The organism is Knoellia aerolata DSM 18566 (genome assembly GCF_000768695.1).
Lineage (GTDB): Bacteria > Actinomycetota > Actinomycetes > Actinomycetales > Dermatophilaceae > Knoellia > Knoellia aerolata.
The window spans coordinates 70,358-93,633 of sequence record NZ_AVPL01000008.1 but is presented as its reverse complement, the minus strand read 5'-3'; the positions used below and the strand labels follow the sequence as shown (position 1 = coordinate 93,633).

24 protein-coding genes are annotated in these 23,276 nt (G+C 71.8%); 8 read left to right on the top strand and 16 right to left on the bottom strand.

Annotation, left to right across the window (positions count from 1 at the left end; genetic code table 11):
• The 7 genes from N801_RS05420 to N801_RS05390 all read right to left on the bottom strand — a co-directional run.
• A partial coding sequence (locus tag N801_RS05420; protein WP_052112630.1) for a sigma factor-like helix-turn-helix DNA-binding protein occupies positions 1-589 on the bottom strand: 589 nt, incomplete at its 3' end.
• 129 nt (positions 590-718) lie between these two features.
• Positions 719-922, bottom strand: a complete 204-nt coding sequence (locus N801_RS05415) for a cold-shock protein (protein ID WP_035934215.1) — start codon at positions 920-922, stop codon at positions 719-721.
• Positions 923-1,140: 218 nt separating this feature from the next.
• Positions 1,141-1,800 (bottom strand): FMN reductase, encoded by a 660-nt coding sequence (locus N801_RS05410; RefSeq protein ID WP_035934202.1) that lies wholly within the window; start codon positions 1,798-1,800, stop codon positions 1,141-1,143.
• Between the two features lies 1 nt (position 1,801).
• Positions 1,802-2,893, bottom strand: coding sequence for a CE1758 family FMN-dependent luciferase-like monooxygenase (locus tag N801_RS05405; RefSeq protein ID WP_035934192.1), 1,092 nt, complete (start codon positions 2,891-2,893; stop codon positions 1,802-1,804).
• Between the two features lie 79 nt (positions 2,894-2,972).
• The gene (locus tag N801_RS05400) at positions 2,973-4,307 is read right to left on the bottom strand and encodes a hemolysin family protein (RefSeq protein WP_035934181.1); all 1,335 of its coding nucleotides are present in this window, start codon (positions 4,305-4,307) and stop codon (positions 2,973-2,975) included.
• 98 nt (positions 4,308-4,405) lie between these two features.
• Complete coding sequence (locus N801_RS05395) at positions 4,406-5,317, bottom strand: hypothetical protein (protein ID WP_035934171.1); 912 nt, start codon at positions 5,315-5,317, stop codon at positions 4,406-4,408.
• A 109-nt stretch (positions 5,318-5,426) separates the two neighbouring features.
• Positions 5,427-6,851: a glycine--tRNA ligase gene (locus N801_RS05390; RefSeq protein WP_035934160.1), complete on the bottom strand. Its 1,425-nt coding sequence runs from the start codon at positions 6,849-6,851 to the stop codon at positions 5,427-5,429.
• Between the two features lie 66 nt (positions 6,852-6,917).
• Here N801_RS05390 and N801_RS05385 point away from each other — a divergent pair, with 66 nt between their 5' ends.
• Genes N801_RS05385 through N801_RS05360 form a run of 6 tightly spaced genes read left to right on the top strand, consistent with a single transcriptional unit; the run spans position 6,918 to position 10,878 of the window.
• On the top strand, positions 6,918-7,199 hold the full coding sequence (locus tag N801_RS05385) for a DUF6703 family protein (protein ID WP_035934150.1): 282 nt from the start codon (positions 6,918-6,920) through the stop codon (positions 7,197-7,199).
• A gap of 54 nt (positions 7,200-7,253) precedes the next feature.
• Positions 7,254-8,189, top strand: a complete 936-nt coding sequence (locus N801_RS05380) for a metal ABC transporter substrate-binding protein (RefSeq protein ID WP_035934137.1) — start codon at positions 7,254-7,256, stop codon at positions 8,187-8,189.
• Positions 8,186-9,007, top strand: a complete 822-nt coding sequence (locus N801_RS05375; RefSeq protein ID WP_035934376.1) for a metal ABC transporter ATP-binding protein — start codon at positions 8,186-8,188, stop codon at positions 9,005-9,007. The genes N801_RS05380 and N801_RS05375 overlap by 4 nt, the downstream gene beginning before the upstream one ends.
• Positions 9,000-9,998: a metal ABC transporter permease gene (locus N801_RS05370; RefSeq protein WP_035934127.1), complete on the top strand. Its 999-nt coding sequence runs from the start codon at positions 9,000-9,002 to the stop codon at positions 9,996-9,998. Before N801_RS05375 ends, N801_RS05370 begins: the two co-directional genes overlap by 8 nt.
• Complete coding sequence (locus N801_RS05365; protein WP_035934118.1) at positions 9,995-10,420, top strand: Fur family transcriptional regulator; 426 nt, start codon at positions 9,995-9,997, stop codon at positions 10,418-10,420. Before N801_RS05370 ends, N801_RS05365 begins: the two co-directional genes overlap by 4 nt.
• 53 nt (positions 10,421-10,473) lie before the next feature.
• Positions 10,474-10,878 (top strand): PIN domain-containing protein, encoded by a 405-nt coding sequence (locus N801_RS05360; protein WP_035934111.1) that lies wholly within the window; start codon positions 10,474-10,476, stop codon positions 10,876-10,878.
• Here the strand turns inward: N801_RS05360 and N801_RS05355 are convergent.
• Together N801_RS05355 and recO are read right to left on the bottom strand one after the other, a co-directional pair.
• Positions 10,853-11,668 (bottom strand): isoprenyl transferase, encoded by an 816-nt coding sequence (locus tag N801_RS05355; protein WP_035934102.1) that lies wholly within the window; start codon positions 11,666-11,668, stop codon positions 10,853-10,855. The two genes, N801_RS05360 and N801_RS05355, sit on opposite strands and share 26 nt — an antisense overlap.
• Complete coding sequence (gene recO, locus N801_RS05350; protein WP_035934095.1) at positions 11,665-12,390, bottom strand: DNA repair protein RecO; 726 nt, start codon at positions 12,388-12,390, stop codon at positions 11,665-11,667. The genes N801_RS05355 and recO overlap by 4 nt, the downstream gene beginning before the upstream one ends.
• Before the next feature lie 120 nt (positions 12,391-12,510).
• Between recO and N801_RS05345 the strand changes: the two genes are divergently transcribed.
• Entirely contained in the window at positions 12,511-13,410 is a 900-nt protein-coding gene (locus tag N801_RS05345; RefSeq protein ID WP_035934087.1) for a GNAT family N-acetyltransferase, read from the top strand.
• Between the two features lie 62 nt (positions 13,411-13,472).
• Complete coding sequence (locus tag N801_RS05340) at positions 13,473-14,096, top strand: alpha-ketoglutarate-dependent dioxygenase AlkB (RefSeq protein WP_035934076.1); 624 nt, start codon at positions 13,473-13,475, stop codon at positions 14,094-14,096.
• A gap of 14 nt (positions 14,097-14,110) precedes the next feature.
• On the opposite strand, the gene N801_RS05335 is transcribed toward N801_RS05340, so the two are convergent.
• From N801_RS05335 to N801_RS05305, 7 genes are all read right to left on the bottom strand, one after another.
• Complete coding sequence (locus N801_RS05335; RefSeq protein WP_035934067.1) at positions 14,111-15,544, bottom strand: WS/DGAT/MGAT family O-acyltransferase; 1,434 nt, start codon at positions 15,542-15,544, stop codon at positions 14,111-14,113.
• 1 nt (position 15,545) lies between these two features.
• Positions 15,546-16,520: an alpha/beta fold hydrolase gene (locus N801_RS05330; RefSeq protein WP_211254672.1), complete on the bottom strand. Its 975-nt coding sequence runs from the start codon at positions 16,518-16,520 to the stop codon at positions 15,546-15,548.
• Complete coding sequence (locus N801_RS05325) at positions 16,517-17,326, bottom strand: alpha/beta fold hydrolase (protein WP_211254671.1); 810 nt, start codon at positions 17,324-17,326, stop codon at positions 16,517-16,519. The genes N801_RS05330 and N801_RS05325 overlap by 4 nt, the downstream gene beginning before the upstream one ends.
• 154 nt (positions 17,327-17,480) lie before the next feature.
• Complete coding sequence (gene leuA, locus N801_RS05320; protein ID WP_035934060.1) at positions 17,481-19,232, bottom strand: 2-isopropylmalate synthase; 1,752 nt, start codon at positions 19,230-19,232, stop codon at positions 17,481-17,483.
• Between the two features lie 264 nt (positions 19,233-19,496).
• On the bottom strand, positions 19,497-20,285 hold the full coding sequence (ddaH, locus tag N801_RS05315; RefSeq protein WP_052112629.1) for a dimethylargininase: 789 nt from the start codon (positions 20,283-20,285) through the stop codon (positions 19,497-19,499).
• Entirely contained in the window at positions 20,278-21,315 is a 1,038-nt protein-coding gene (locus N801_RS05310) for an aspartate-semialdehyde dehydrogenase (protein ID WP_035934054.1), read from the bottom strand. Before N801_RS05310 ends, ddaH begins: the two co-directional genes overlap by 8 nt.
• A gap of 42 nt (positions 21,316-21,357) precedes the next feature.
• Positions 21,358-23,193 carry a BCCT family transporter gene (locus N801_RS05305; RefSeq protein ID WP_245618227.1) on the bottom strand — a complete coding sequence of 612 codons (1,836 nt, stop codon included), beginning with the start codon at positions 23,191-23,193 and terminating at the stop codon, positions 21,358-21,360.
• Between the last annotated feature and the right edge of the window lie 83 nt (positions 23,194-23,276).

Sequence of the window (23,276 nt, the reverse complement as noted above, 5' to 3'; positions counted from 1 at the left end):
GTCGCCGGCGGTGGGCCCGCGCCGCCTCGCGGGCGGCCTCGACGACGTCGCGCTCCTCGACCTGCGCGGACGCGTCGTCGAGCCATCGCCCGAGGTCCGTCGTGGTGAGACCGCCGGGGTCCCCTCCGTGCGGCGGCATCAGCTCGTGCAGGCGCTGGCGGGCCGCACGCTCCTGCGCGGCCACCGCGTGCGCGGAGATGCCGAGCGCCTCCGCGGTGTCGTGCTCGGTGCGCTGCTCGAAGTGGCGCAGCACGGTGACGGCACGCTGTCGCGGGGACAGCTCGGCGAGGGCGGCCAGGAGCCCACCGGGCGCCTGCCCCGCCGAGGTCTCACGGGCCGCAGGCGGCACGCGTCGCCCCGACCGCCGGGACGTGGCGTCGCGGTAGAGGACCCTCCGGACGAAGGCATCGAGGTCCTCGTCCCGGACGGTGCGCCAGCGCAGGGACAGGGTGGTGAACGCGCCGCGCACGAGGCGCTCGGCCTCCTGCTCGTCGCCCCGGAGGAGGTAGGCCGCCCGGAGCAGCTGGTGCTGGCGCGCCCGCACGAAGTCGGCGAACTCGTCGTCGACCTCGAACAGCGGACCGGTCACCCTGACACTCTCTCCCACCCGGGCGGCACACGAGAAGGAACGCGCAACGCGCCCCGGGCATGGCGAAGGCCCCCCGACCTTGCGGTCGGGGGGCCTTCGCTGAGATCGGAGTCTCGAAGGTGCTACAGGTCAGAGACCCTTGACCTTCTCAGCCTGCGGACCCTTCGGGCCCTGCGTGACGTCGAACTCGACCTTCTGGCCTTCCTGGAGCTCGCGGTAGCCGCCGCTCTCGATGGCCGAGTAGTGAACGAAGACGTCAGCGCCGCCGCCGTCCTGCTCGATGAAGCCGAAGCCCTTTTCGCTGTTGAACCACTTCACGGTGCCGGTTGCCACTGGTGTTGCCTATCTGTGTTGCGAGAACTCCCGTGTGGAGAACTCATGCCGCCGATTCTCCGACCCGGTCACACACGCGAAACTGGTGGCGCGGGTGAGTTGGTCGTGTCGGCCACGTAGGACGTGGACTAGAAAGGCAACGAGGATGACGTTAGCAGCACTCGGGCTGGGATGTGTCATCGAGGCCAACTCGGCTCCGGCGAGTCGCGCCACACGCGTCAGGACGACGCCCGGTGGAGCAGCTCGCTGAAGTCGGTGACCTCGTCGAACCGGTCGGTGAAACCGGCCTCGCGCTGCTCCGCCTCGGCCGGCAGGAACCCGCCCTGGCGCGACGACGCGCTGCCCGGCGACACGAGCATCGTCGTCACGAGTTCCGCTGCGGCACGGTCGATCCGGCGGTCGAGCCCCGTCGTCCCGAAGTCGTCCGTCGCGGCCATGACGGCCGTCGGGACGACCGCCGCGTGCAGGTAGGAGAACAGGGGACGCATCGCGTGCTCGAGCATGAGCGAGTGCCGCGCCGACCCCCCGGTCGCGCCGATCAGCACGGGCGTGCCGTCGAGCGCGCCGACGTCCAGGTTGTCGAAGAACGACTTGAACAGCCCGCTGTAGGACCCCGAGAACACGGGTGAGACGGCGACGAGGGCGTCGGCGGCAAGGACCTTCTCGATCGCCGACGTGAGCTCACCGCTGGGAAACCGGGTGAGCATCTGGTCGGCGATGAGCCGGGCCAGAGGTCGGAGCTCGACGACCTCGACCGCGACGTCCTCGCCGTGGGCGGTGACGTGGCGGTCGGCGGCCTCGAGGAGGCGGTCGGTGAGCAGGCGCGTCGAGCTGGGCTCGGACAGGCCGGCGGAGACGGCGACGATGCGACGGGTCACCTCAGACCTCCACGGTCTCGGGCTGGGCGACGCGCTCGGCGTGGCGCAGGGCGGTCGCGGGGACGTGTGCGGGTCGGCGGGCGTCGGCGATCCGGCGCAGCTCGGGCACGACCTCACCGCCGAGGATGTCGAGCTGTTCGAGGACCGTCTTGAGCGGCAGGCCCGCGTGGTCCATGAGGAACAGCTGGCGCTGGTAGTCGCCGACGTGGTCGGCCATGGCGCCGTAGCGCTCGATGACCTGCTGGGGCGAGCCCACGGTGAGCGGCGTCTCCCGCGCGAAGTCCTCGAGCGAGGGGCCGTGGCCGTAGACGGGGGCGTTGTCGAAGTACGGGCGGAACTCCCGCACCGCGTCCTGGCTGTTCGCCCGCATGAACACCTGCCCACCGAGGCCGACGATGGCCTGGTCGTGCTTGCCGTGACCGTGGTGCTGGTAGCGGCGGCGGTAGAGGTTGACCATCTGCTTGGTGTGCGACATCGGCCAGAAGATGTGGTTGTGGAAGAAGCCGTCACCGTAGAAGGCGGCCTGCTCCGCGATCTCCGGACTGCGGATCGACCCGTGCCAGACGAAGGGCGGCACGCCGTCGAGCGGCCGTGGCGTCGACGTGAAGCCCTGCAGCGGGCTGCGGAACCGGCCCTGCCAGGTCACCGACTCCTCGGTCCAGAGGCGGCGCAGCAGCGCGTAGTTCTCGATCGCGAGGTCGATGCCGTCACGGATGTCCTTGCCGAACCAGGGGTAGACCGGCCCGGTGTTGCCGCGCCCCATGATGAGGTCCACGCGGCCGTCGGCGAGGTGCTGGAGGTAGGCGTAGTCCTCCGCGAGCCGCACCGGGTCGTTCGTCGTGATGAGCGTCGTCGAGGTGGACAGGACGATCCGCTCGGTCTGCGCGGCCACGTGGGCGAGCAGCACCGCGGGGTTGGCCGGGGCGGCGAAGGGCGGGTTGTGGTGCTCGCCCGTCGCGAAGACGTCGAGCCCGACCTCCTCCACCTTCTTCGCGATGGCCACGGTGGCCTTGATGCGCTCGTTCTCCGTCGGCGTACGGCCGGTGGTCGGGTCCGTCGTGATGTCCCCGACGGTGAAGATGCCGAACTCCATCTGGCTCACTCCTCAGCTAAGTAGTTGATGATTCAACCTACTCAACGACGGGAGGTCGGTGCACATTCCCGGGCGAGCCTCAGGTGGGGAGCCGACGGTCCGCGCCGTGGGCGTCACCCGAGACGCGCACGCGCGCGATCCGGCGACCGTCCATCTCGAGCACCGTGAGGCGACGCCCGTCCACTACGACCCCGTCCCCCACTACGGGGATGTTCTGCAGGTGCTCGAGCACGAGCCCGGCCACGGTCGAGTAGCGCTCCACCGGCACGTCGGTGCCGGTGAGCTCGGCGTAGTCGGACAGGTGCATCCCCCCGTCGACCTCGGTGGTGGCGTCAGCGGGCAGCTGCCCCGTGGTGGGCTCCTGCGGGCCCTGATCGCTCGCGGCGGGATCGTACTCGTCCCGGATGTCGCCCACGAGCTCCTCGACGATGTCCTCGAGCGTGACGATGCCGTCGGTGCCGCCGTACTCGTCGACGACCAGCGCCATGTGCATGCCCTCGCGCATCCGGGTGAGCGCGGACAGCAGGCGACCGCTGCTCGGCATCACGGAGATCTCGCGGACCAGCGGGGCGATCGTCGCGCCGGAGGTGTCGTCGGGGTCCGCGGAGAGGAGGTCGCGCACGTGGACGAAACCGACGACGTCGTCGGCGGAGTGGTGCCGGGTCACGGGGAAGCGGGAGTGCGGCGTCCGGCGGATGACGGCCCTCGCCTCCTCCAGCGTCGACGAGGTGTCGAGGAAGTCGACCTCGCCGCGGGGACGCATCACCTCGCGCAGGCTCCGGTCGGTCGCCGCAAAGACGTCCTGGAGGATCTGTCGCTCATCCGCCTCCAGGTCCTTGTGGTGACCCACGAGGTGGCGCAGCTCCTCCTCGCTCATCTCGTCACCGGAGGCGTCGGGGTTGGCGCCCAACAGCCGCACGACGGCGTTGGTCGAGCGGGAGAGGAACCAGATGACCGGCTTCATCACGGTCGCGAAGTGCGAGAGCGGGGGCGCCACCGCCAGGGCGATCGGGGCCGCCCGCTGGAGGGCGAGCCGCTTGGGCACGAGCTCGCCGAGGACGAGGGAGAGGTAGGCGATGACGAACGTCATGAGGACGAGGGCGACGGTCTCGGCGGCCCCCTCCGGGACCCCCGCCCCCTCGAGCAGCGGCGCCACGTCCGGGGCGATCGTCGTCGCGCCGTAGGCCGCCGACAGGAAACCGGCGACGGTCACGCCGATCTGCACCGCGGCGAGGAAGGTGTTGGGGTCGCGCGCCAGCTTCGCGACCTTGGCGCCCCGCGCGCCACTGCGTTCCATCGCCCCGAGCTGCGTCTCGCGCAGGGAGACCAGTGCCATCTCGGTGGCGGCGAACACCCCCCCGACGAGGACGAACAGCAGCACGAGGCCGAAGGCGAGGGCGGTGTCCTGGTTCACCGGAGCCTCCTGGCAGGGCGCGCAGACCGGCTCCGGATGGGACTTCGAGGGCGATCCATGGGCGCCATCCTACGGAGCGTCCGGCTGTCGACCGACGGTCAGCGGCCGGGGCCGGCGACGGCGGCGCGGGCCGAGTCGAGGCGCTTCTGGGCGGCGATGACGGCCTGGCGTGCCCGCCTCGCGGCGTCCTCGGCGGCCCGCAGTCCGGCCTGTGCCTCGGACATCCCGGCCTGCGCGGCCTCGAGCTCGGCCTGCGCCAGGCGCCGCGCCTTCGCTGCCGCCTTGGCGGCCCTCGCCTCCGCGACGGCTGCGGCCAGCTCCTCCTCGGTGAGCTCGTCGTCGTCCTCGTTCGCGTCCTCGGACGCAGCACTCTCCCGCTCCGCCTCGGCGGGCTCCGCGGGCACACGGGACGACCGAGCGCCGCCTCGAAGGACCGAGATGATCGAGCCCGAGCTCGTGACCCCCACCGCGCCCGAGAGGTCCACCTCGCCGAACCCGCTGTAGTGCAGCGACCTCGTCAGCTGGCCCGACGCGAGCGCCCGCGCCGCGGTCTCGTCGGCGAGCGCCGCGATGGCGCTCGCCCGCACCTCCTCGCGAGCGGCCGGCGACAGCTCGACCCCCTCCGCCTCCGCGGCCGTGGCCACCGCCTCGACGTATGCCGTGAGGGTCGCGTCCCGCTCGCCGCGCACCGAGGTCAGCGTCGCGGTGTCGAGCGTCGACTGGGCCGCGCGCATGCGGGCGCCGAGCCCGAGCACGTCCGCGAGCGAGCCGTCGCCAGCGCGCGGCACGAGGTTCATCGCCCACGCCGTGAGCGTCGGCTTGCGCAGCGCGAGGACGGCCTTGGCGGCCGCGGGGCCCGCCGACGACTTCGCGGTCGCGGCCAACGCCTTGCGGGTGGGGATGAACTCCGTCTGCGGGACGGCATACAGGGCCGCCGCGGCAGCGGCGACGGCCTCGTCGACGGCGTCCTCGACGGCCTCGTCGACGGCGTCCTCGACTTCGCCGCTCATCCCGTCATCCGACTCATTGCGCATTCCGGTCCCCGCCGTCCGACTTCTTGCGCATTCCGTTCAGGTTCGCCGCCCACGCACGACCGGAACGCGCCATCGTCCGAGGCGGTCAGCAGCCGACGAGGCGCTGGGCGAGGTAGCCCTCGACCTGGTCGAGGCCGATCCGCTCCTGCGCCATCGTGTCGCGCTCGCGGATGGTCACGGCCTGGTCCTCGAGGGTGTCGAAGTCCACGGTGATGCAGAACGGCGTGCCGATCTCGTCCTGGCGGCGGTAGCGCTTGCCGATGGCGCCGGCGTCGTCGAACTCGATGTTCCAGTTCCGGCGCAGCGTCGCCGCGAGGTCGCGGGCCTTGGGCGAGAGGTCGGCGTTGCGGCTCAGCGGCAGGACGGCGGCCTTGACCGGGGCGAGGCGGCGGTCGAGGCGGAGCACGACGCGCTTGTCGACGCCACCCTTGGTGTTGGGCGCCTCGTCCTCGGCGTACGCGTCGACGAGGAAGGTCATGAGGGAGCGCGACAGCCCGGCCGCGGGCTCGATGACGTAGGGCGTGTACTTCTCGCCGGAGGTCTGGTCGAAGAAGAGGAGGTCGGTGCCGCTGTGCTTGCTGTGCGTCGAGAGGTCGAAGTCGGTGCGGTTGGCGATGCCCTCGAGCTCGCCCCACTCGCTGCCGGTGAAGTTGAAGCGGTACTCGATGTCGACGGTGCGCGTCGAGTAGTGGCTCAGCTTGTCCTTCGGGTGCTCGAAGTGGCGCAGGTTGTTCGGGTCGATGCCGAGGTCGACGTACCAGCGGGTGCGCTCGTCGATCCAGTACTGGTGCCACTGCTCGTCGTCGCCGGGCTTGACGAAGAACTCCATCTCCATCTGCTCGAACTCGCGGGTCCGGAAGATGAAGTTGCCGGGGGTGATCTCGTTGCGGAAGCTCTTGCCCGTCTGGGCGATGCCGAACGGCGGCTTCTTGCGCGAGGTCTGCATGACGTTGAGGAAGTTGACGAAGATGCCCTGGGCGGTCTCCGGACGCAGGTAGTGCAGGCCGCCCTCGTCCTCGATGACGCCGAGGTGGGTCTTGAGCATCATGTTGAACTCGCGCGCCTCGGTCCACTGGCCGCGCGTCCCGCAGTTCGGGCAGGCGAGGTCGGTCAGGGAAACACTGTCGGGGTCGACCGGCTCATGGGATGCGTCGGCGGCCGCCCGCCTGTTCTGCTTGTCGGCGACGGCCTCCTGCATGTGGTCGACGCGGAAGCGCTTGTGGCAGCTGAGGCACTCGGTGAGCGGGTCGGTGAAGGTGCCCACGTGGCCGGAGGCGACCCAGGTCTCGCGCGGCAGGATGATCGAGGAGTCGAGGCCGACGACGTCGTCGCGGGCGATGACCATGGACTTCCACCACTGGCGCCGGATGTTCTCCTTGAGCTCGACGCCGAGGGGCCCGTAGTCCCACGCCGACCGGGTACCGCCGTAGATCTCCCCGCTCGGGAAGACGAAACCCCGGCGCTTGCAGAGGTTGACGACGGTATCGACGGTGGAGGTCTCCTTGGGCATGGGCGCAAGGTTACTGGCCACCCCGCACCGTGGCCGCACCGGTTTGTCCACGTAGGCTTCTCGCTCGTGCCGTCCCTTCGTGAATCCCTCGAGAGCGCCAGCGCGCCCCTCCTGCGCACCATCGCCTCTCTCCCCCGCGCCGTCCCGTTCCTCGTCGTCCTCGCCCTCATGGTCGCCGGCGCCCTCATCCCCGGATGGGGCTGGGTGCTGCTCGCCCTCGTCACCCTCTTCCTCGCCTGGCTGCTCGTCCTCGGCTGGCCGCGGCTCGCGACCCAGGAGCGGCTCATGCGCGTCGCCGTCGTCGCGCTGGCCCTGGCGATCACCATCACGCAGGCCATCCCCCGCTGAGCCCCCGCTGAGCCGAGTTGACATTCATTCTCACTTCATTTGAGAATGATTGTCATGAAGCGCACCCGTCTCGCCCTCCCCCTGATCTGCGCGCTGGCCCTGGCCGGCTGCGGCGCCGGCTCGGCCGCGTCCGAGGGCGGGAAGGCTGCGACGGAGCCCGACACGATCGCCGTGACGGCCGCCTTCTACCCCCTGGCGTATGCCGTGGAGCGCGTCGGGGGTGACCGCGTCACCGTCTCAAGCCTCACCAAGCCCGGCGCCGAGCCCCACGACGTCGAGCTGACCCCCAAGGACGTCGCCACCCTCTCCCGCTCCGCCGTCGTCGTCTACGAGAAGGGCTTCCAGCCCGCCGTCGACGAGGCGGTCGTGCAGGTCGAAGAGGACGTCGCGCTCGACGTCTCGACGGTGGTCGACCTGTCGATCGAGGCGAACCACGACGGCCACGACCACGGCGGCGGGACCGGCGAGGGCGTCGACCCCCACTTCTGGCTCGACCCCACGCGCTACGCCAGCGCCGTGACGGCGATCGCCGAGAGGCTCGCGCTGGCCGACCCGGGTGACGCGACGGCATACGCCGAGAACGCGGACGCGTTCGTCGCGGAGCTGACGGCACTCGACGCCGAGTTCTCGGCGGGACTCGCGAGCTGCACGACGCGCGAGCTCGTGACCGGGCACGCGGCGTTCGCCTACCTGGCGGACCGCTACGACCTGCACCAGGTCGGCATCGCCGGGGTCTCCCCCGACGCGGAGCCGAACGCCGCGGCGATGAACGAGATCGTCGAGCACGTGCGGGAGAAGGACGTCACGACGGTCTACGCCGAGACCCTCGTGAGCAAGGACCTCACCGACACCATCGCGAGGGAGACCGGCGCGGTGGTGGCCGTCCTCGACCCGATCGAGGGGCTGACCGACGCATCGGCCGGCAAGAACTACCTTGAGGTCATGCGCTCCAACCTCGCGACCCTGACGAAGGGGCAGGGGTGTCGGTGACCGACACTCCCCTCATCTCGCTGCGGGCGGCGTCCTTCGGGTACGCGGACCGTCGGGTCGTCGACGGGGTGAGCCTGTCGCAGGGCCGCGGCGAGGTCATCGCGCTGCTGGGGCCCAACGGCTCGGGCAAGACCACTCTCGTCAAGGGCCTGCTCGGCCTCTCGGACCACCTCGGCGGTGAGGTCCTGCTCTTCGGCACCCCGCTGGCCCGCTTCCGCGACAGGCCGCGCATCGGCTACGTCCCCCAGCGGCACTCGCTCTCGGCGTCGGTGCGGGCCACCGTCCGGGAGGTGGTCGAGGTCGGTCGCCTCACCCGGCGTCCGTGGTGGCGACCTGCCGGTACCGCCGACGCCACCGCGGTGGACGAGGCCCTCGACGCCGTGGGCCTGCGCGACCGCGAGCGCGAGGACGTCAGCGCGCTGAGCGGTGGCCAGCAGCGGCGCGTGCTCATCGCCCGGGCCCTGGCCGCCCGCCCCGACCTGCTCGTCATGGACGAGCCGACCGCCGGCGTCGACGCGGCCAACCAGCGGATCCTCGCCGACGTGCTGTCCGCGCTCGCCGCGCGGGGCACGTCGATGCTCATCGTCACCCACGAGCTCGCCGCGCTGCACGAGGTCGTCACCCGGATCGTCTGCATGGACGGAGGCCACGTCGACTACGACGGCACCCCCCGGGACTACCTCGCGACCCACCGCGGCCACGAGGTCGGCGACGGCCACCACCACCACGACGCGCCGGACGGGCCCGGCGCGCGCACGCCGGGCATGGCCGCGATCGCGGGCGACCCCCTCCCCCCACGCGAGGTCCACCATGGGTGACCTGCTGGCCCTCGACTTCATGCGGCAGGCGCTCGTCGCGGCGGTGCTCGTCGGGCTCGCCGCGCCGCTCGTCGGCGGCTTCCTCGTCCAGCGACGCCTCTCCCTCATCGGTGACGGCATCGGTCACGTGGCCCTCGCCGGTGTCGCGGTCGGGATCCTCACCGGCTCGATGCCCGTCCTCACCGCCCTCGTCGCCGCCGTCGCGGCCGCGGTGGCCGTCGAGCTCATCCGGGCCACCGGGCGCACCAGCGGTGACATGGCGCTGGCGGTGATGTTCTATGGCGGCATCGCGCTCGGCGTGGTGCTCATCTCGAAGTCCAGCGCGACCTCGCCCGCCAACCTCACGGGCTACCTCTTCGGCGCCATCCTCACGACGAGCCGCGCCGACATCGTCGTCTTCGCCGCGCTCGCCGTGGTCGTCGCCACCGTCACCTGGGTGCTGCGCCGCCGCTTCTTCGCCGTGGCCAACGACGAGGAGTACGCCCGGGCCGCCGGGATGCCGGTCATGGGCTACAACATCGCCCTCTCGGTGCTCACCGCCGTCACCGTCGTCGTCTCCATGCGGGTCGTCGGTCTCCTGCTCATCACGGCGCTGATGATCATCCCCAACGCCTCGGCCCAGCTCGTCTCCCGGAGCTTCCGCAGCAGCCTGGTCTGGGCCTCGCTCATCGGCGTCCTGTCCAGCGTGAGCGGCGTCGTCGTGTCCTTCTACGCGGAGACGCCGTCGGGCGGGACGATCGTCCTCCTCGCCATCGCCACCTTCCTCGTCCTCGGCGGCGTCACCGCAGCCGTGAGCCGCGCCCGACGCGCCGCCCACGAACGCGCCGAGCGCCACGAGCACGAGCACGGCCCGGCGTGCGGCCACCCCGCGGTCGTCCATCACGACCACGTCGACTACCTGCACGACGGCCACCGGCACGCCCCGCACCGGGACCACTACGACGAGCACGACGAGCACGAGCGCGCGGACACCGAGGAGGCCACCCGATGATCACCCACCCCGCCGACACGGGCACGTCCGGGCCGTCCGGCGCGGGCCGACGACCCACCCGCCAGCGGGCCGCCCTCGCCGAGCTCATGGCGACGACGTCGGAGTTCCTCTCCGCGCAGGAGCTGCACTCCAAGCTGCAGGCGCGCGGCGCCTCGGTCGGGCTGGCGACGGTCTACCGCAACCTCCAGGCGATGGCCGCGGACGGCGACGTCGACGTGCTGCGCACCGACGACGGAGAAGCCGCCTACCGCTCGTGCTCGACCGACTCCCACCACCACCACCTCGTCTGCCGCGAGTGCGGGCGCACCGTCGAGGTCGAGGGCCCGGCGGTCGAGCGCTGGGCCACCGAGGTCGCCCGGCAGCACGGCTTCTCCGACGTCACGCACACCATCGAGCTGTTCGGCACCTGCACCTCCCACTGACGACGCCGACGCCGACGCCGACGCCGACGAGACCGACGCCCCGAGGAGCCCGCATGACCCGCTTCGTCATCGACGCACCCACGCTCGTGCACCTCGTCGACCACGACCTCACGGTCGACCCCGACCACCAGCTCGTCGCCCCCAGCGGGATCCGCTCGCAGGCGCTGGAGCTCCTGCTCGCTCAGGTGCTGCGGGGTGAGCGCGACGAGGCGACCGTCAGGTCGACGCACGAGCGGATGACCGAGATGAGGATGCGCCTGCTCGGGGACCGCGTGTCCCGGATGACGGCGTGGCGGATCGCGCGAGAGCGCGGGTGGGCCACCTTGCGCGACGCCGAGTACCTCGCGGTGGCCCGGCTCCAGGCCGACGCCCTCGTCAGCGTCGACCCCGACCTCGTCGCCGCCGCGGAGGGCGTCGTCCCGGTCGCCCCGCTCAGCGCGCTGCTGGGTCCGGGCTGACCGTCGGCACCGGTTCGCCGGACGCGGCGAGGTCGACCGCCCCGCCGTAGCGACGGTCCCGGTCGGCGTAGATCTCGATGGCTCGCCACAGGTCGCGCCGGTCGAAGTCCGGCCAGAGGGTGTCGAGGAAGACCATCTCCGCGTAGGCGCTCTGCCAGAGCAGGAAGTTGCTCGTCCGCTGCTCCCCCGAGGAGCGCACGAAGAGGTCGACGTCGGGCATGTCCGGCTCCGGGAGGTAGCGGGCCAGGGTGCGGTCGTCGACGTTCCTCGGCTTGAGGCGGCCGCGGGCGACGTCCTCGGCCAGGGCGCGGGCGGCGTCGCCGAGCTCGGCCCGGCCGCCGTAGTTGACGCAGAAGTAGAGGGTGAGCCCGGTGTTGTGCCGGGTCAGCTCCTGGGCGACCTCGAGCTCCTTGATGACGGAGGTCCACAGGCGGGGCCGCCGCCCCACCCAGCGCATCCGCACGCCCCACTCGTGGAGCTGGTCGCGTCGCCGGCGGATGACGTCGCGGTTGAAGCCCATGAGGAAGCGCACCTCGTCGGGGCTGCGCTTCCAGTTCTCGGTGGAGAAGGCGTAGGCGGACAGGTGGGTCACACCGGCCTCGATGGCCCCGGCGACGACGTCGAGCAGGGCGGCCTCGCCGGCCTCGTGGCCCCGGGTGCGCGGCAGCCCGCGCGCGTTGGCCCAGCGACCGTTGCCGTCCATGACGATCGCGACGTGACCGGGGACCCGGGCTGCGGGTAGTGCCGGCGGCCGGGCGCCGCTGGGGTGGGCGAAGGGGCGGCTCGTCACCGCTCCACCATACGGAGCGAGCGCACCCCGCGTTCGAGGTGCCACTGCAGGAACGCCGTCGTCATCCCGCTGCCCTCACGGCGGTGCCGGGTGTCCGAGGCGTCCGCGACGAACCAGTCGCCGGCGAGCAGCGCCGCGAGGAGGCGGAGCGTCTCCGGCGCGGGCGCGGACGACCCGGGCGGACGGCATACGGAGCAGACGGCCCCACCGGAGACGACGTGGAAGGCCCGGTGCGGACCCTCCGACCCGCACTTGGCGCAGTCGTGGAAGCTCGGCGCCCAGCCGGCGATCGCGAGCGCGCGCAGGAGGTAGGCGTCGAGGACGAGGTTGGGGTCGTGCTCCTTGCCGGCGAGCGAGCGGAGCGCGCCCGTGACGAGGAGGTACTGCTGGAGCGCCGGCTCACGCTCCTCGGTGAGCCGGTCGCAGGTCTCCAGGACCGCGTTGGCGGCCGTCCACGCGCCGTAGTCGCGCGAGACGACGTCGCCCCACGACTCCAGCGTCTCGGCCTGGGTCACCGTGTCGAGGGTGCGGCCCTCGTAGCACTGGAGGTCGACGAGCATGCCGGGCTCGAGCCGGGCGCCGAAGCGGGACTTGGTCCGGCGCACCCCCTTGCCGACGGTGCGGACCTTGCCGAGGCTGCGGGTGAGCACCGTGATGATCCGGTCCGCCTCACCCAGCTTGTGGGTGCGCAGGACGATCCCCTGGTCACGGTAGAGCGGCACCCCACCAGTCTCCCCCGCGGTGCCGACAAAGCCGGTATGCCGGGCCGCGCCCGCCGCTCCCGCCGCCCGACCGCCGAAAACCGGAGGCGCCGGCCCCGCAGGTGCGGCATCCTCGAGGCCATGAGCGAGCTGCCCGCCGGCCTCACCGCCCGACCCTGCCGACCGACGGACGCCGCGGACGTCTTCGCGGTGTTCGCCGCCGCCGAGGAGCACGACACCGGTGAGGTGGCCGTCGAGCTCGAGGACATCGAGGGCGACTGGCATCGGCCGAGCTTCTCACTGGAGCGCGACAGCGTCGCCGTCCTCGACGGCGACGTCATGGTCGCCGCCGGTGAGGTCTACAAGGGGCGCCGCGCCGAGGTCACCGTGCACCCCGACCACCGTGGCCGCGGCATCGGGACCTGGCTCGCCGAGTGGGCCCGGGAGGCCGCTGCACGCAACGGCGGCAGCGTCGTGGGCCAGACCGTGCCGGCCGGTGGTGAGGCCGAGGCCTTCTTCCGGGCCCTCGGCTACGAGCGTGGGTGGACGTCCTGGGTGCTCGAGGTCCCCGAGGGCGCGGCGATCGAGCCGCAGCCGCTGCCGGAGGGCTACGGGCTGCGGGACTTCGTGCCCGGCGAGGACGACGAGGTCGTCCACCGTCTCGTCGACGACGCCTTCAACGAGTGGCCCGAACGCCAGCCGTCGTCGTTCGAGGACTGGGCGGCCATCACCGTGCGCCGCCCGGGGTTCGAGCCGTGGCAGATCCGCCTCGCCACCGACCCGACCGGCACTCCGGTCGGGACGGCCTTCGTCATCAAGGCCGGGGACTTCGGCTACGTCGACCAGCTCGCGGTGCGCCGCGACCAGCGGGGCCGCGGCCTGGCCCGGGCCCTCCTCGTCGACGCCTTCGAACGCGCCCGCGCCCGCGGCGCCGTCCGCAGCGAGCTGTCGACCGACTCGCGCACCGGGGCGCTGGGGGTCTACGAGAAGGTGGGCATGGTCGTCACGAGGACCTACCACCACTGGCAGACCGCCCTCTGAGCCACGCCCCCTCGTCACACCGGTACTAGAACAGACGTTCGATCTGCGGTAGCGTGGACGCCATGGCGGCGGTCTTCCAGCACTCGCTCTTCGACACCGGCGACGCCATCGAGCTCGGCCGGCTGGCGCCGACCCGCACCCTGCTCTCGCGCGGCGCCTGGGTCGACTACCAGCCGAGCTGGCTGACCGGCGCCGACCTGCTCTTCGACGCGCTCCACCACGACGTGCCGTGGAAGGCCGAGCGGCGGGAGATGTACGAGCGCGTCGTCGACGTGCCCCGGCTGCTGGCGTTCCACGAGGAGGGTGAGCCGCTCCCCCACCCCGCCCTCGAGCAGGCGCGCGACCTCCTGTCCGAGCGGTATGCCGGCGAGCTGGGGGAGCCGTTCGTCTCCGCCGGGATGTGCCTCTACCGCGACGGGCGCGACTCCGTCGCCTGGCACGGCGACCGCATCGGTCGCGCCAGGGACACCGACACGATGGTGGCGATCCTGTCCGTGGGCTCCGCGCGCTCCCTCATGCTCCGGCCGCGCGGCGGTGGCTCGTCGATCGGCTTCTCGCTCGGCCACGGTGACCTCGTCGTCATGGGCGGGTCCTGCCAGCGCACCTGGGACCACGCCATCCCCAAGACGAGCAGACCGGTCGGCCCGCGCATCTCGATCCAGTTCCGCCCCCGCGGCGTCCGCTGAGGGCCCCGGCACCGTCAGGAGTGTGCGGCCTCGACGAGCAGGGCCAGCTCGTGGCCCAGGTCCGCCATGAGCCGGTCGACGTCGGGCATGACCTCCCGAGCCACCGTGATCCCGAAGTGGAGCTGGTCCAGGTAGCCGATGAGGGTGATGTTGAGGGCGACGCCGTCGGTGACCACGGAGACCGGGTAGTGGGCCAGGAGGCGGGCGCCGGCGAGGTAGACGGGGATGTTGGGGCCGGGGACGTTGGAGATGACGACGTTGAACGCCGGCAGCCGGTGGAGGACCCTGCTCGCGAACGTCACCCGTGCCACCCGGGCCGTCAGGGCGGGCGGGGCGAAGTCGGTGACCTCGTCGACGAGGCCCTGGGGGATGAACGCCTGCTGTGACTTGGCCACGGCGGTGGCCCTGCTGGTCACGCCGAGGCGCTCGACCGGGTCCTCGACGTTCGTGGGCAGTGCGGCCAGCATGGCCGACACCTTGTTGCCGCGCTCGTCCGAGGACTCGGAGCGGATCGACACCGGGACCATCGCCACGAGCGGACCGTCGGGAAGCGCCTCGTGTGCGATGAGCCAGGAGCGCAGGGCACCGGCGCAGATCGCCATGACGACGTCGTTGACCGAGACCCCGAACGTGTTCTTGACGAGCTTGACGTCGGGCAGTGACAGCGAGCCGAACGCAAACCTCCGGTGCGGGGAGATGGCCACGTTGAAGGGGGTCTGGGGAGCCACGAGCGGCGTCGGGGACGCGAGGATCGCTCCGTCCGCCTCCGCGCGACCCGCACCGACCCAGGCCGCCAGGACCGGTCCGGCGATGGGTCCCATCGCCGGAATGGCCCGGACCGCCTGGACCGCGATCCTGGTCACCTCGACCGGACGCCAGGCCAGCCTGACCAGACCTCGGGCGCCGAGCACGGAACGTCGCGGCTCCGGTTCGGGCACGAACGGGGCGGGCTCCGCGACGCCGTCGCCCTCGGGCGAGAGGTCGAAGAGGACCATGAGGAGCTCGGCCCCGCTCACCCCGTCGATCGCCGCGTGGTGCACCTTGGTGTACAGCGCGGTCCGACCGCCCGTGAGACCGCTGATGTGGTACGCCTCCCACAACGGCCGAGCGCGGTCGAGTGGTCGTGCGTGGATGCGAGCCACCTGTTCGGCGAGCTGCTCGTCCGACCCGGGCTCGGGCAGGGCGAGCTCCCTCAGGTGGTAGCCGATGTCGAAGTGGACATCGTCGACCCAGACCGGCTGGTCGATGCCGAGCGGGACCGTCATGAGCCGTTGCCGGAGGACCGGCACCGCGCCGATCCGTGACTCGAGGAGGCGGGTGAGGTCTGTCAACGTCAGCGCGGACGAACCCTCGCGGGCCTCGAGGACGCTGAGTCCCCCCACGTGTCCCGTCGAGGTGGGGGTCTCCAGCGCGAGGAAGGCGGCGTCCAGGCCCGAGAGTCGCCGCATCTCAGGCCCTCGGCTCGAGGGCGTCGGCGAGCCAGCCGCGGACGACGCGGATGGTCTCCTCGGGCACCTCCAGCTGGGGCGTGTGGCCGACGCCCGCGAGCTCCACGTAGGTCCAGCGCGGGTTGTCCCGGGCGACCCGGCGGGCCGCGTCGACGTGGACGAGTCGGTCACGGTCACCCTGGATGAGCAGCACCGGTCCCTCGAGCCCGGCCAGGAGGCGCGAGTAGCGCCCTCTTCGCCCCAGCACGAGGAGCAGCGAGCGGGCGGCCCCGGTGAAACCTCTCTCGATGTCGCCCTGGCCCGGGTCGGCGGCGCGCGCTCTCGCCAGCGCCGCGAGCTCCCCGAGCACCGCGGCGTCGATCCGGGTCGGGTCGGCGAAGCAGAGGGAAACCAGCTGTCCGACGAGGGCCTCGGGCGACAGGCGCGTCCGGTTGCGGCGCATGGAGACCTCCGCGACCCTCGGGATGGCGAACAGTCCGAACCGGGCGGCGACCCGCGGATCCGGCCTGGCCACCACGAGGGGCAGCGCCGGGTCGACGAGCACCGTGGCCCGGACCAGGTCCGGTCGGCTCGCGGCGACGAGCGCACTCACCATGCCACCCATGGAGTTCCCCACGAGGACGACCGGTCGACCGACGACCTGCTCGATGAAGGCGATCACGAGGTCACGGTTCGAGATGACACTGGTCGGACGAGGGAAGCCCGGGGTCATCCCGAACCCGCGCAGGTCCATGGCGAACACCGACCGGTCCCTCGCCCAGTCCGGGGCCACGAGGCACCAGTTCAGGTGGCTGCCGCCGAGCCCGTGGACGAGCAGCAACGGGTCGGTGTCGGTGCGGCCGGCTTCGCCCCACCGCACCCAGTGCACCGGGCCCCCGTCGAGGTCGGAGACGAAGCCGGTGCCACCGGTGTCACCGGTGAACGACCAGGGCGCAGGCCCGGTCCGCACCCCGGGCCCGACGTCGCGTGCCGTCACGTGATGCTCCCGTAGAAGGCGCGCAGCGCGCGCGGTGGGTCGAAGGGCTCCACCCGGCCCGGCTGCTGCGCCAGCCGGTCGGCGACGGCCCACAGGGTGGCGGGGTCCATCCCGAACCCGAGGTGCGCGCACCGGACCTCGATGTTCTGGTGGGTGTCGCTCGGCTCGGCGAGGCACGACCGCCACCCGACGATGCCGTCGAGCCTGCTGTAGACGGAGATCGAGGGCACCGGCACGGGGCGGGCGAGCTGGGCCCGTTCCGGGAACTCGCCTCCGCGCGCGTGCATCACGGACAGGAGGTTGTAGGTCCGGTCCGCGCGGGTGCGGTGGCCGTGGGCCACGCCGATGGGGCTCCCGAGCGTGATGACCTGTCGCACCTCGTCGGGGTGGCTTCGCGCCAGCTCGCGGGCGAAGATCCCGCCCATGCTCCAGCCGATGACGGACACCGGCCCCCCGGTGGTCTCGGCCAGGTCCCGGAGCCCGCCGGGCAGTCCCTGGAGGATGGTCGAGGTGGGGCCGAGGTTGCGGCCCAGCCGCCACCCGCGGACGTAGTAGCCGCGGCGGCGGATGTAGGCCCGAAGCGGTTTGGTGCTGCCGTCGTTCGCCATGAGGCCGGGCAGCACGAGCACCCCGTGGCCGTCGCCGTTCTTGGCCGCCGCGAGCCAGGGAGTCGCCGCGACCAGCAGGCCCGCGTCGACGACGGCCCGGACGGGTTCGGTGAGCCAGAGGGCACGGCCGGGGATGCGTCCGACCGCACGCAGGTACTCGGGCTCCGTCGCGTCGGGAACCACCTCGCCGATACCCACACGACCACCTGCCCGTCCTCGTCGCGGGTGGACCCGTCATCAAAGACGACGTCCCGTGATCGCATTCTCCCACCGCTCCCCGGTGTCTGGTCGCACATCGGCGGTCGCCGCGCCCAGGGCGTCCCTTCCTCGGGACGCCCTGCCGGGCGAGCCGTCAGGCGTGGACGACGACGGCGGCGTCGCGCTCGGCCCGGTTGACCGCGGACATCACCGCGCGCAGCGACGCCTTGACGATCGACTCGTGCAGACCGACGCCCCACAGGACGCGCTCACCCACCGCGCACTCGACGTAGGCAGCGGCCCGCGCGTCGCCACCGGCGGACAGCGCGTGCTCGGCGTAGTCGAGGACGCGGATGTCGACACCGACGGTGGACAGGGCCTCGATGAACGCCGCGATCGGTCCGTTGCCCCGGCCGAACAGCTCGACCTCCTCACCGTGGTCGAGCACCGTGGCCTCGATGACGTCGACCCCGTCCTCGGCGCCGCTGACCGTCGAGCGGACCGGGGTGAAACGGCCCCAGCGCTCCTCGGGCACGTCCGCGTGGAGGTACTCGTCGGAGAACATCTGCCAGATCTCGGCCGCGGTCAGCTCGCCGCCCTCGGCGTCGGTGCGCTTCTGCACCACCCCGCTGAACTCCACCTGGAGGCGGCGCGGCAGGTCCAGCCCGTGCTCGGCCTTGAGCAGGTAGGAGACCCCGCCCTTGCCGGACTGGCTGTTGACGCGGACGACGGCCTCGTACGAGCGGCCGATGTCGTGCGGGTCGATCGGCAGGTACGGCACGCCCCAGTCGAGCTCGTCGATGGTCTTGCCCGCGGCCTTGCCGCGGCGCTCCATGTCGTCGAGGCCCTTCTTGATCGCGTCCTGGTGCGAGCCGGAGAAGGCGGTGTAGACGAGGTCGCCGCCCCAGGGGTGGCGCTCGTGGACCGGCAGCTGGTTGCAGTACTCGACGGTCCGGCGGATCTCGGCCATGTCGGAGAAGTCGACCTGGGGGTCGATCCCCTGGCTGTAGAGGTTCATGCCGAGGGTGACGAGGTCGACGTTGCCGGTGCGCTCCCCGTTGCCGAACAGGCAGCCCTCGATGCGGTCGGCGCCGGCGAGGTAGCCGAGCTCGGCCGCCGCCACGCCCTCGCCGCGGTCGTTGTGGGGGTGCAGGCTCACGACGACCGACTCGCGCCGGTCGAGGTGTCGGACCATCCACTCGATCGAGTCGGCGTAGACGTTGGGCGTCGCCATCTCGACCGTCGCCGGCAGGTTGATGATCATCTTGTGGTCCGGCGTCGGGTCGATGACGGCGATGACCTCGTTGCAGACGCGCACGGCGAACTCGAGCTCGGTCCCGGTGTAGGACTCCGGGGAGTACTCGTAGTACACGTCGGTCTCGGGGACGGTCTCCTCGAGCTTGCGGCACAGCCGCGCACCCTGGAGGGCGATGTCGATGATGCCCTCCTGCGGGAGGTCGAAGACGACGCGCCGCTGGAGGACCGACGTCGAGTTGTAGAAGTGCACGATCGCCTGCTTGCTGCCGCGGATCGCGTCGAAGGTCCGCTCGACGAGGTGGTCACGGCACTGCGTGAGCACCTGGATGGTGACGTCGTCGGGGATGTGCCCGCCGTCGATGAGCTCGCGGCAGAAGTCGAAGTCGGTCTGGCTCGCGCTCGGGAAGCCGACCTCGATCTCCTTGTAGCCCATCTTGACGAGCAGCTTGAACATCCGCATCTTGCGCTCGGAGTCCATCGGGTCGATGAGCGCCTGGTTGCCGTCACGCAGGTCGACGGCGCACCAGCGCGGTGCCTTGCTCATGACCTGGTCGGGCCACGTGCGGTCGGGCAGGTGGACCTCGATCTGGTCCTGGAAGGGCAGGTACTTCGCGGTCGGCATCCCGGAGGACTGCTGGGGGTGGATCATCGTGCGCCTCTACTCACTTCTCGTCGTCTGCTCTGCGGGCTGCTCAGCCGGGGCACAACGAGCCGCGACGAGGAGGGCCGATTCAGGCCTCGCCGCGGCAGAGAAGGAGGAGACGGTGCTGCACGACGTCGAGTATGCCGCGTGGGCGCGGATCCGTCGATGTCGCGCCGCGATCGGGTCACCATCCGGACAGCCGGCGACGGCTCACGGTCCTCACGACCGCGTGACAGGTCCCGCGTTCGTGAGGACCGGGGCCGGCGGTGGTCAGCCGCGGCAACGCACCGACAGGCACGTGACGCAGCCCTCGAGCTTCTCGAACTCGCTGATGTCGACGGTGACGACGTCGTACCCGCGACCCCGGAACAGCTCGGCCGTCCTCGGGGCGCTCGCCGCCATGAGCAGCAGCTTCTCGTCGAGGACGACGACGTGCGCGCCGCCCTCCTCGGGCACGCCCTCGTAGAGGGGGAACGCGTCCGGCCAGTCCACGACCGGGTCCCACCCGATGACGGTGCCGTCCGGAAGGGCCGTCACGGCCGACTTGAGGTGCAGCGCGAGGTCGACGGTCACGGCCTGGGTCCGCAGGCCGACGCCACGCAGGTGCCCCTCGAGCTGGGCGATGCCGGCACCGTTGGTGCGCCCACCCAGCCCGACGTATGCCGTATCCCCCACCTTGAGGACGTCACCGCCGTCGAGCGTGCCCGGGTCGGTGATCCTGACGACCCGGTAGCCCAGGTCACGCACGACGCCCTCGACCCCGTCGACCTCCGGCTTTCGCTCTGCCGCACCGGGATGGGTGAGGACGGCGAGATCACCGGCGACCACGACCGCGTCCTCCACGAACACCGCGTCGGGGCAGTCGTCGGCCGGCGGGACCTCGAGGGTCTCCCAGCCCGCGGACCGCAGGCACGCGGCATACGCGTCCCACTGCTGCAGTGCGAGGTCGAGGTCGACGCTCGACTTCTTCAGGTGCGTCACGAGGCCGTCGGCGAGCAACGGACCTGGGCGGCGGATGAGGGCGAGGCGACCGGGAACCGTGGCGGAGGGCTCAGCCACGGCGGCGGGCGAGCTCTTCGGCGACCTGCACGGCGTTGAGTGCGGCGCCCTTGCGCAGGTTGTCGCCCACGACGAACAGGGTCAGGCCCCGGCCCGCGGGTGCGGCCTGGTCCACGCGCACCCGGCCGACGAAGACCTCGTCCCGACCCGCCGCGTCGAGCGGGTTGGGGACGTCGGTCACGACGACGCCCGGTGCCTTGCCGAGCAGCTCGAGCGCGCGCTCCGGAGAGAGGTCGTCGGCGAACTCCGCATGGATGGCGAGCGAGTGGCCGGTGAAGACCGGTACCCGCACGCAGGTGCCGGACACCCGGAGGTCGGGGACGTGGAGGATCTTGCGCGACTCGTGGCGGAGCTTCTGCTCCTCGTCGGTCTCCAGCGAGCCGTCGTCGACGATCGACCCGGCGAGCGGGATGACGTTGAAGCCGACCGGCACCGCGTAGACGTTCGGCGCGGGTAGCGGCACCGCACGACCGTCGAGCGCGAGCCCGGTCGGGTCGCCCGCGGCATACGCTCCGCGGAGCTGGCCGTCGAGCTCCTGGACGCCCTTGCCACCCGAGCCGGAGACGGCCTGGTAGGACGCGACGCGCAGGGCGACGAGGCCGGCGACGTCGTGCAGCGGCTTGAGCACCGGCATGGCGGCCATCGTCGTGCAGTTGGGGTTGGCGACGATCCCCCTGGGGATCGAGTCGAGGTCCTCCGGGTTGACCTCGGCGACGACGAGCGGGACCTGCGGGTCACGTCGCCAGGCCGAGGAGTTGTCGACGACGACCGCTCCCGCGGCGGCGACCCGGGGCGCCCACTCCTTGGAGGTCGCGCCGCCGTTGGAGAACAGCGCGACGTCGAGCCCCGCGAAGTCCGCCGTCGAGGTGTCCTCGACCGTGACCTGCGTGCCCTTCCACGGCAGCGTGCTCCCCGCCGACCGGGCCGACGCGAAGTAGCGCACCTCCTCGGCCGGGAACCCGCGCTGCTCGAGGAGAGCTCTCATGACCTTGCCGACCTGACCGGTCGCTCCGAAGACACCGACTCGCATGGCCCCAGTCTAGGAGCCGTGCGAGCCGGTGTGACGTGGCGCTCAGGTCGTGGGCACCGACCGCGCCTCGGGTCCGGGGGCCGCGTCGGTGGAGCCGGCACCCGACGGGCTGACCTTCTCGCCGACGCCCTCGCCCGGGACGGCGCCCTCGTAGGTGAGGGTGAAGTGGTCACCGTGCTCGGTCACGCCGGCGACGACGGCCTGCTCGACCGCGGCCACGGCATACGCCCGCCGCACGATGAGCGGGTCGTTCGACAGGTCCTTCACGAGCGAGACGGCGAGACCCACCATGACGACCAGGAACGGCAGGGCCGCGACGATCGTGATGTTCTGCAGGCCCGACAGGGCGTCGGCGCCCCCGACGAGGAGCATGACGGCCGCGACGGCGCCGGTGGCGGCACCCCAGAAGATCACCGTCGGACGGCTCGGCACCATCGTGCCCCGCTCGGACAGCGTGCCCATGACCACCGAGGCGGCGTCGGCCCCGGAGACGAAGAAGATCGCGACGAGCAGCATGACGAGGATCGACGTCACCGTGGACAGCGGCATCGTCTCGAGCAGGGTGAACAGGGTCGCCTCGGGGGTGTCGGCACCGGCGAGGTCGGTCCCACCGCGCTGCGTCGCGATGCCGGCGCCGCCGAAGATCGCGAACCACACGAGGGAGACCAGGCTCGGGACGAGCAGGACGCCGGTGACGAACTGCCGGATGGTGCGGCCCCGCGAGATGCGGGCGATGAACATCCCGACGAACGGCGTCCACGAGACCCACCAGGCCCAGTAGAAGATCGTCCAGCCCGACAGCCACGTCTGCATGGCGTCGCCCCCGGCCGCGTCGGTGCGCGCCGACATCATGGCGAGGTCCTGGAAGTAGCTGCCGACGGCGGTCGGCACGAGGTTGAGGATGAACACGGTCGGGCCGACGACGAAGACGAAGAGCGCGAGGACCAGCGCGAGGACCATGTTGGTGTTCGACAGCCACTGGATGCCCTTGGAGACCCCGGAGACCGCCGACACGATGAAGCACAGCGTGAGCACGGTGATGATGGCCACGAGCACGCCGTTGCCGGTGCGGTCGAGACCGGTGACGATCTCGAGCCCGGAGCCGATCTGCAGGGCGCCGAGGCCGAGCGAGGCGGCCGACCCGAAGAGGGTCGCGAAGATCGCGAGGATGTCGATGACCCGGCCCGCCGGACCGTTCGCGCGGCGCTCGCCGAGCAGCGGGGCGAAGGCCGAGCTGATGAGCAGCGAGCGTCCGCGGCGGAAGACGCCGTACGCCACCGCGAGCCCCACGACTGCGTAGATCGCCCACGGGTGCAGCGTCCAGTGGAACAGGGTGGTCGCCATCGCGGTCTGCACGGCCTCGGGGTTGCCCGCGACACCGGTGCCGGGGGGCGGAGCGACGAGGTGTGCGACCGGCTCGGAGACGCCGTAGAACATCAGGCCGATGCCCATGCCCGCCGAGAACATCATCGCGATCCACGAGACCGTGCGGAACTCGGGCTGCTCGTCGTCACGGCCCAGGGTGATCCGGCCGAACTTGCCGGCGGCGAGCCAGATGACGAAGACGACGAAGCCGGAGGCCACGAGCGAGAACAGCCAGCCCATGTTGTGCACCACCCAGCCGAGGCCGGACGTGGAGGCCGAGCCGAGCGTCTTCGTGCTGACGAACCCCCAGACGACGAAGCCGATGGCGATGGCGGCGGTGACGCCGAACACGACGGTGTCCAGCTTCTGCGGCTCCGCAGCCCGGTGCTCCTCGACCTGGTGGTCCAGTGCGGGGTGGGGGGTGTCGTCGGCCAGTGGTCGGTCGAGGACGTCGCGTCCGTCGGCGGCGTCTGCGGGCCCGGTCGGCCCGGTCTTCAAGAGTTCTGTGGTCACAGGTGTGTCGGCGCGGACGCCGCTCCTTCGGGTTCTCGTCAGTCACGTGTGCGGCTCGTATGCCGTGTGCTCAGGGTCGGTTG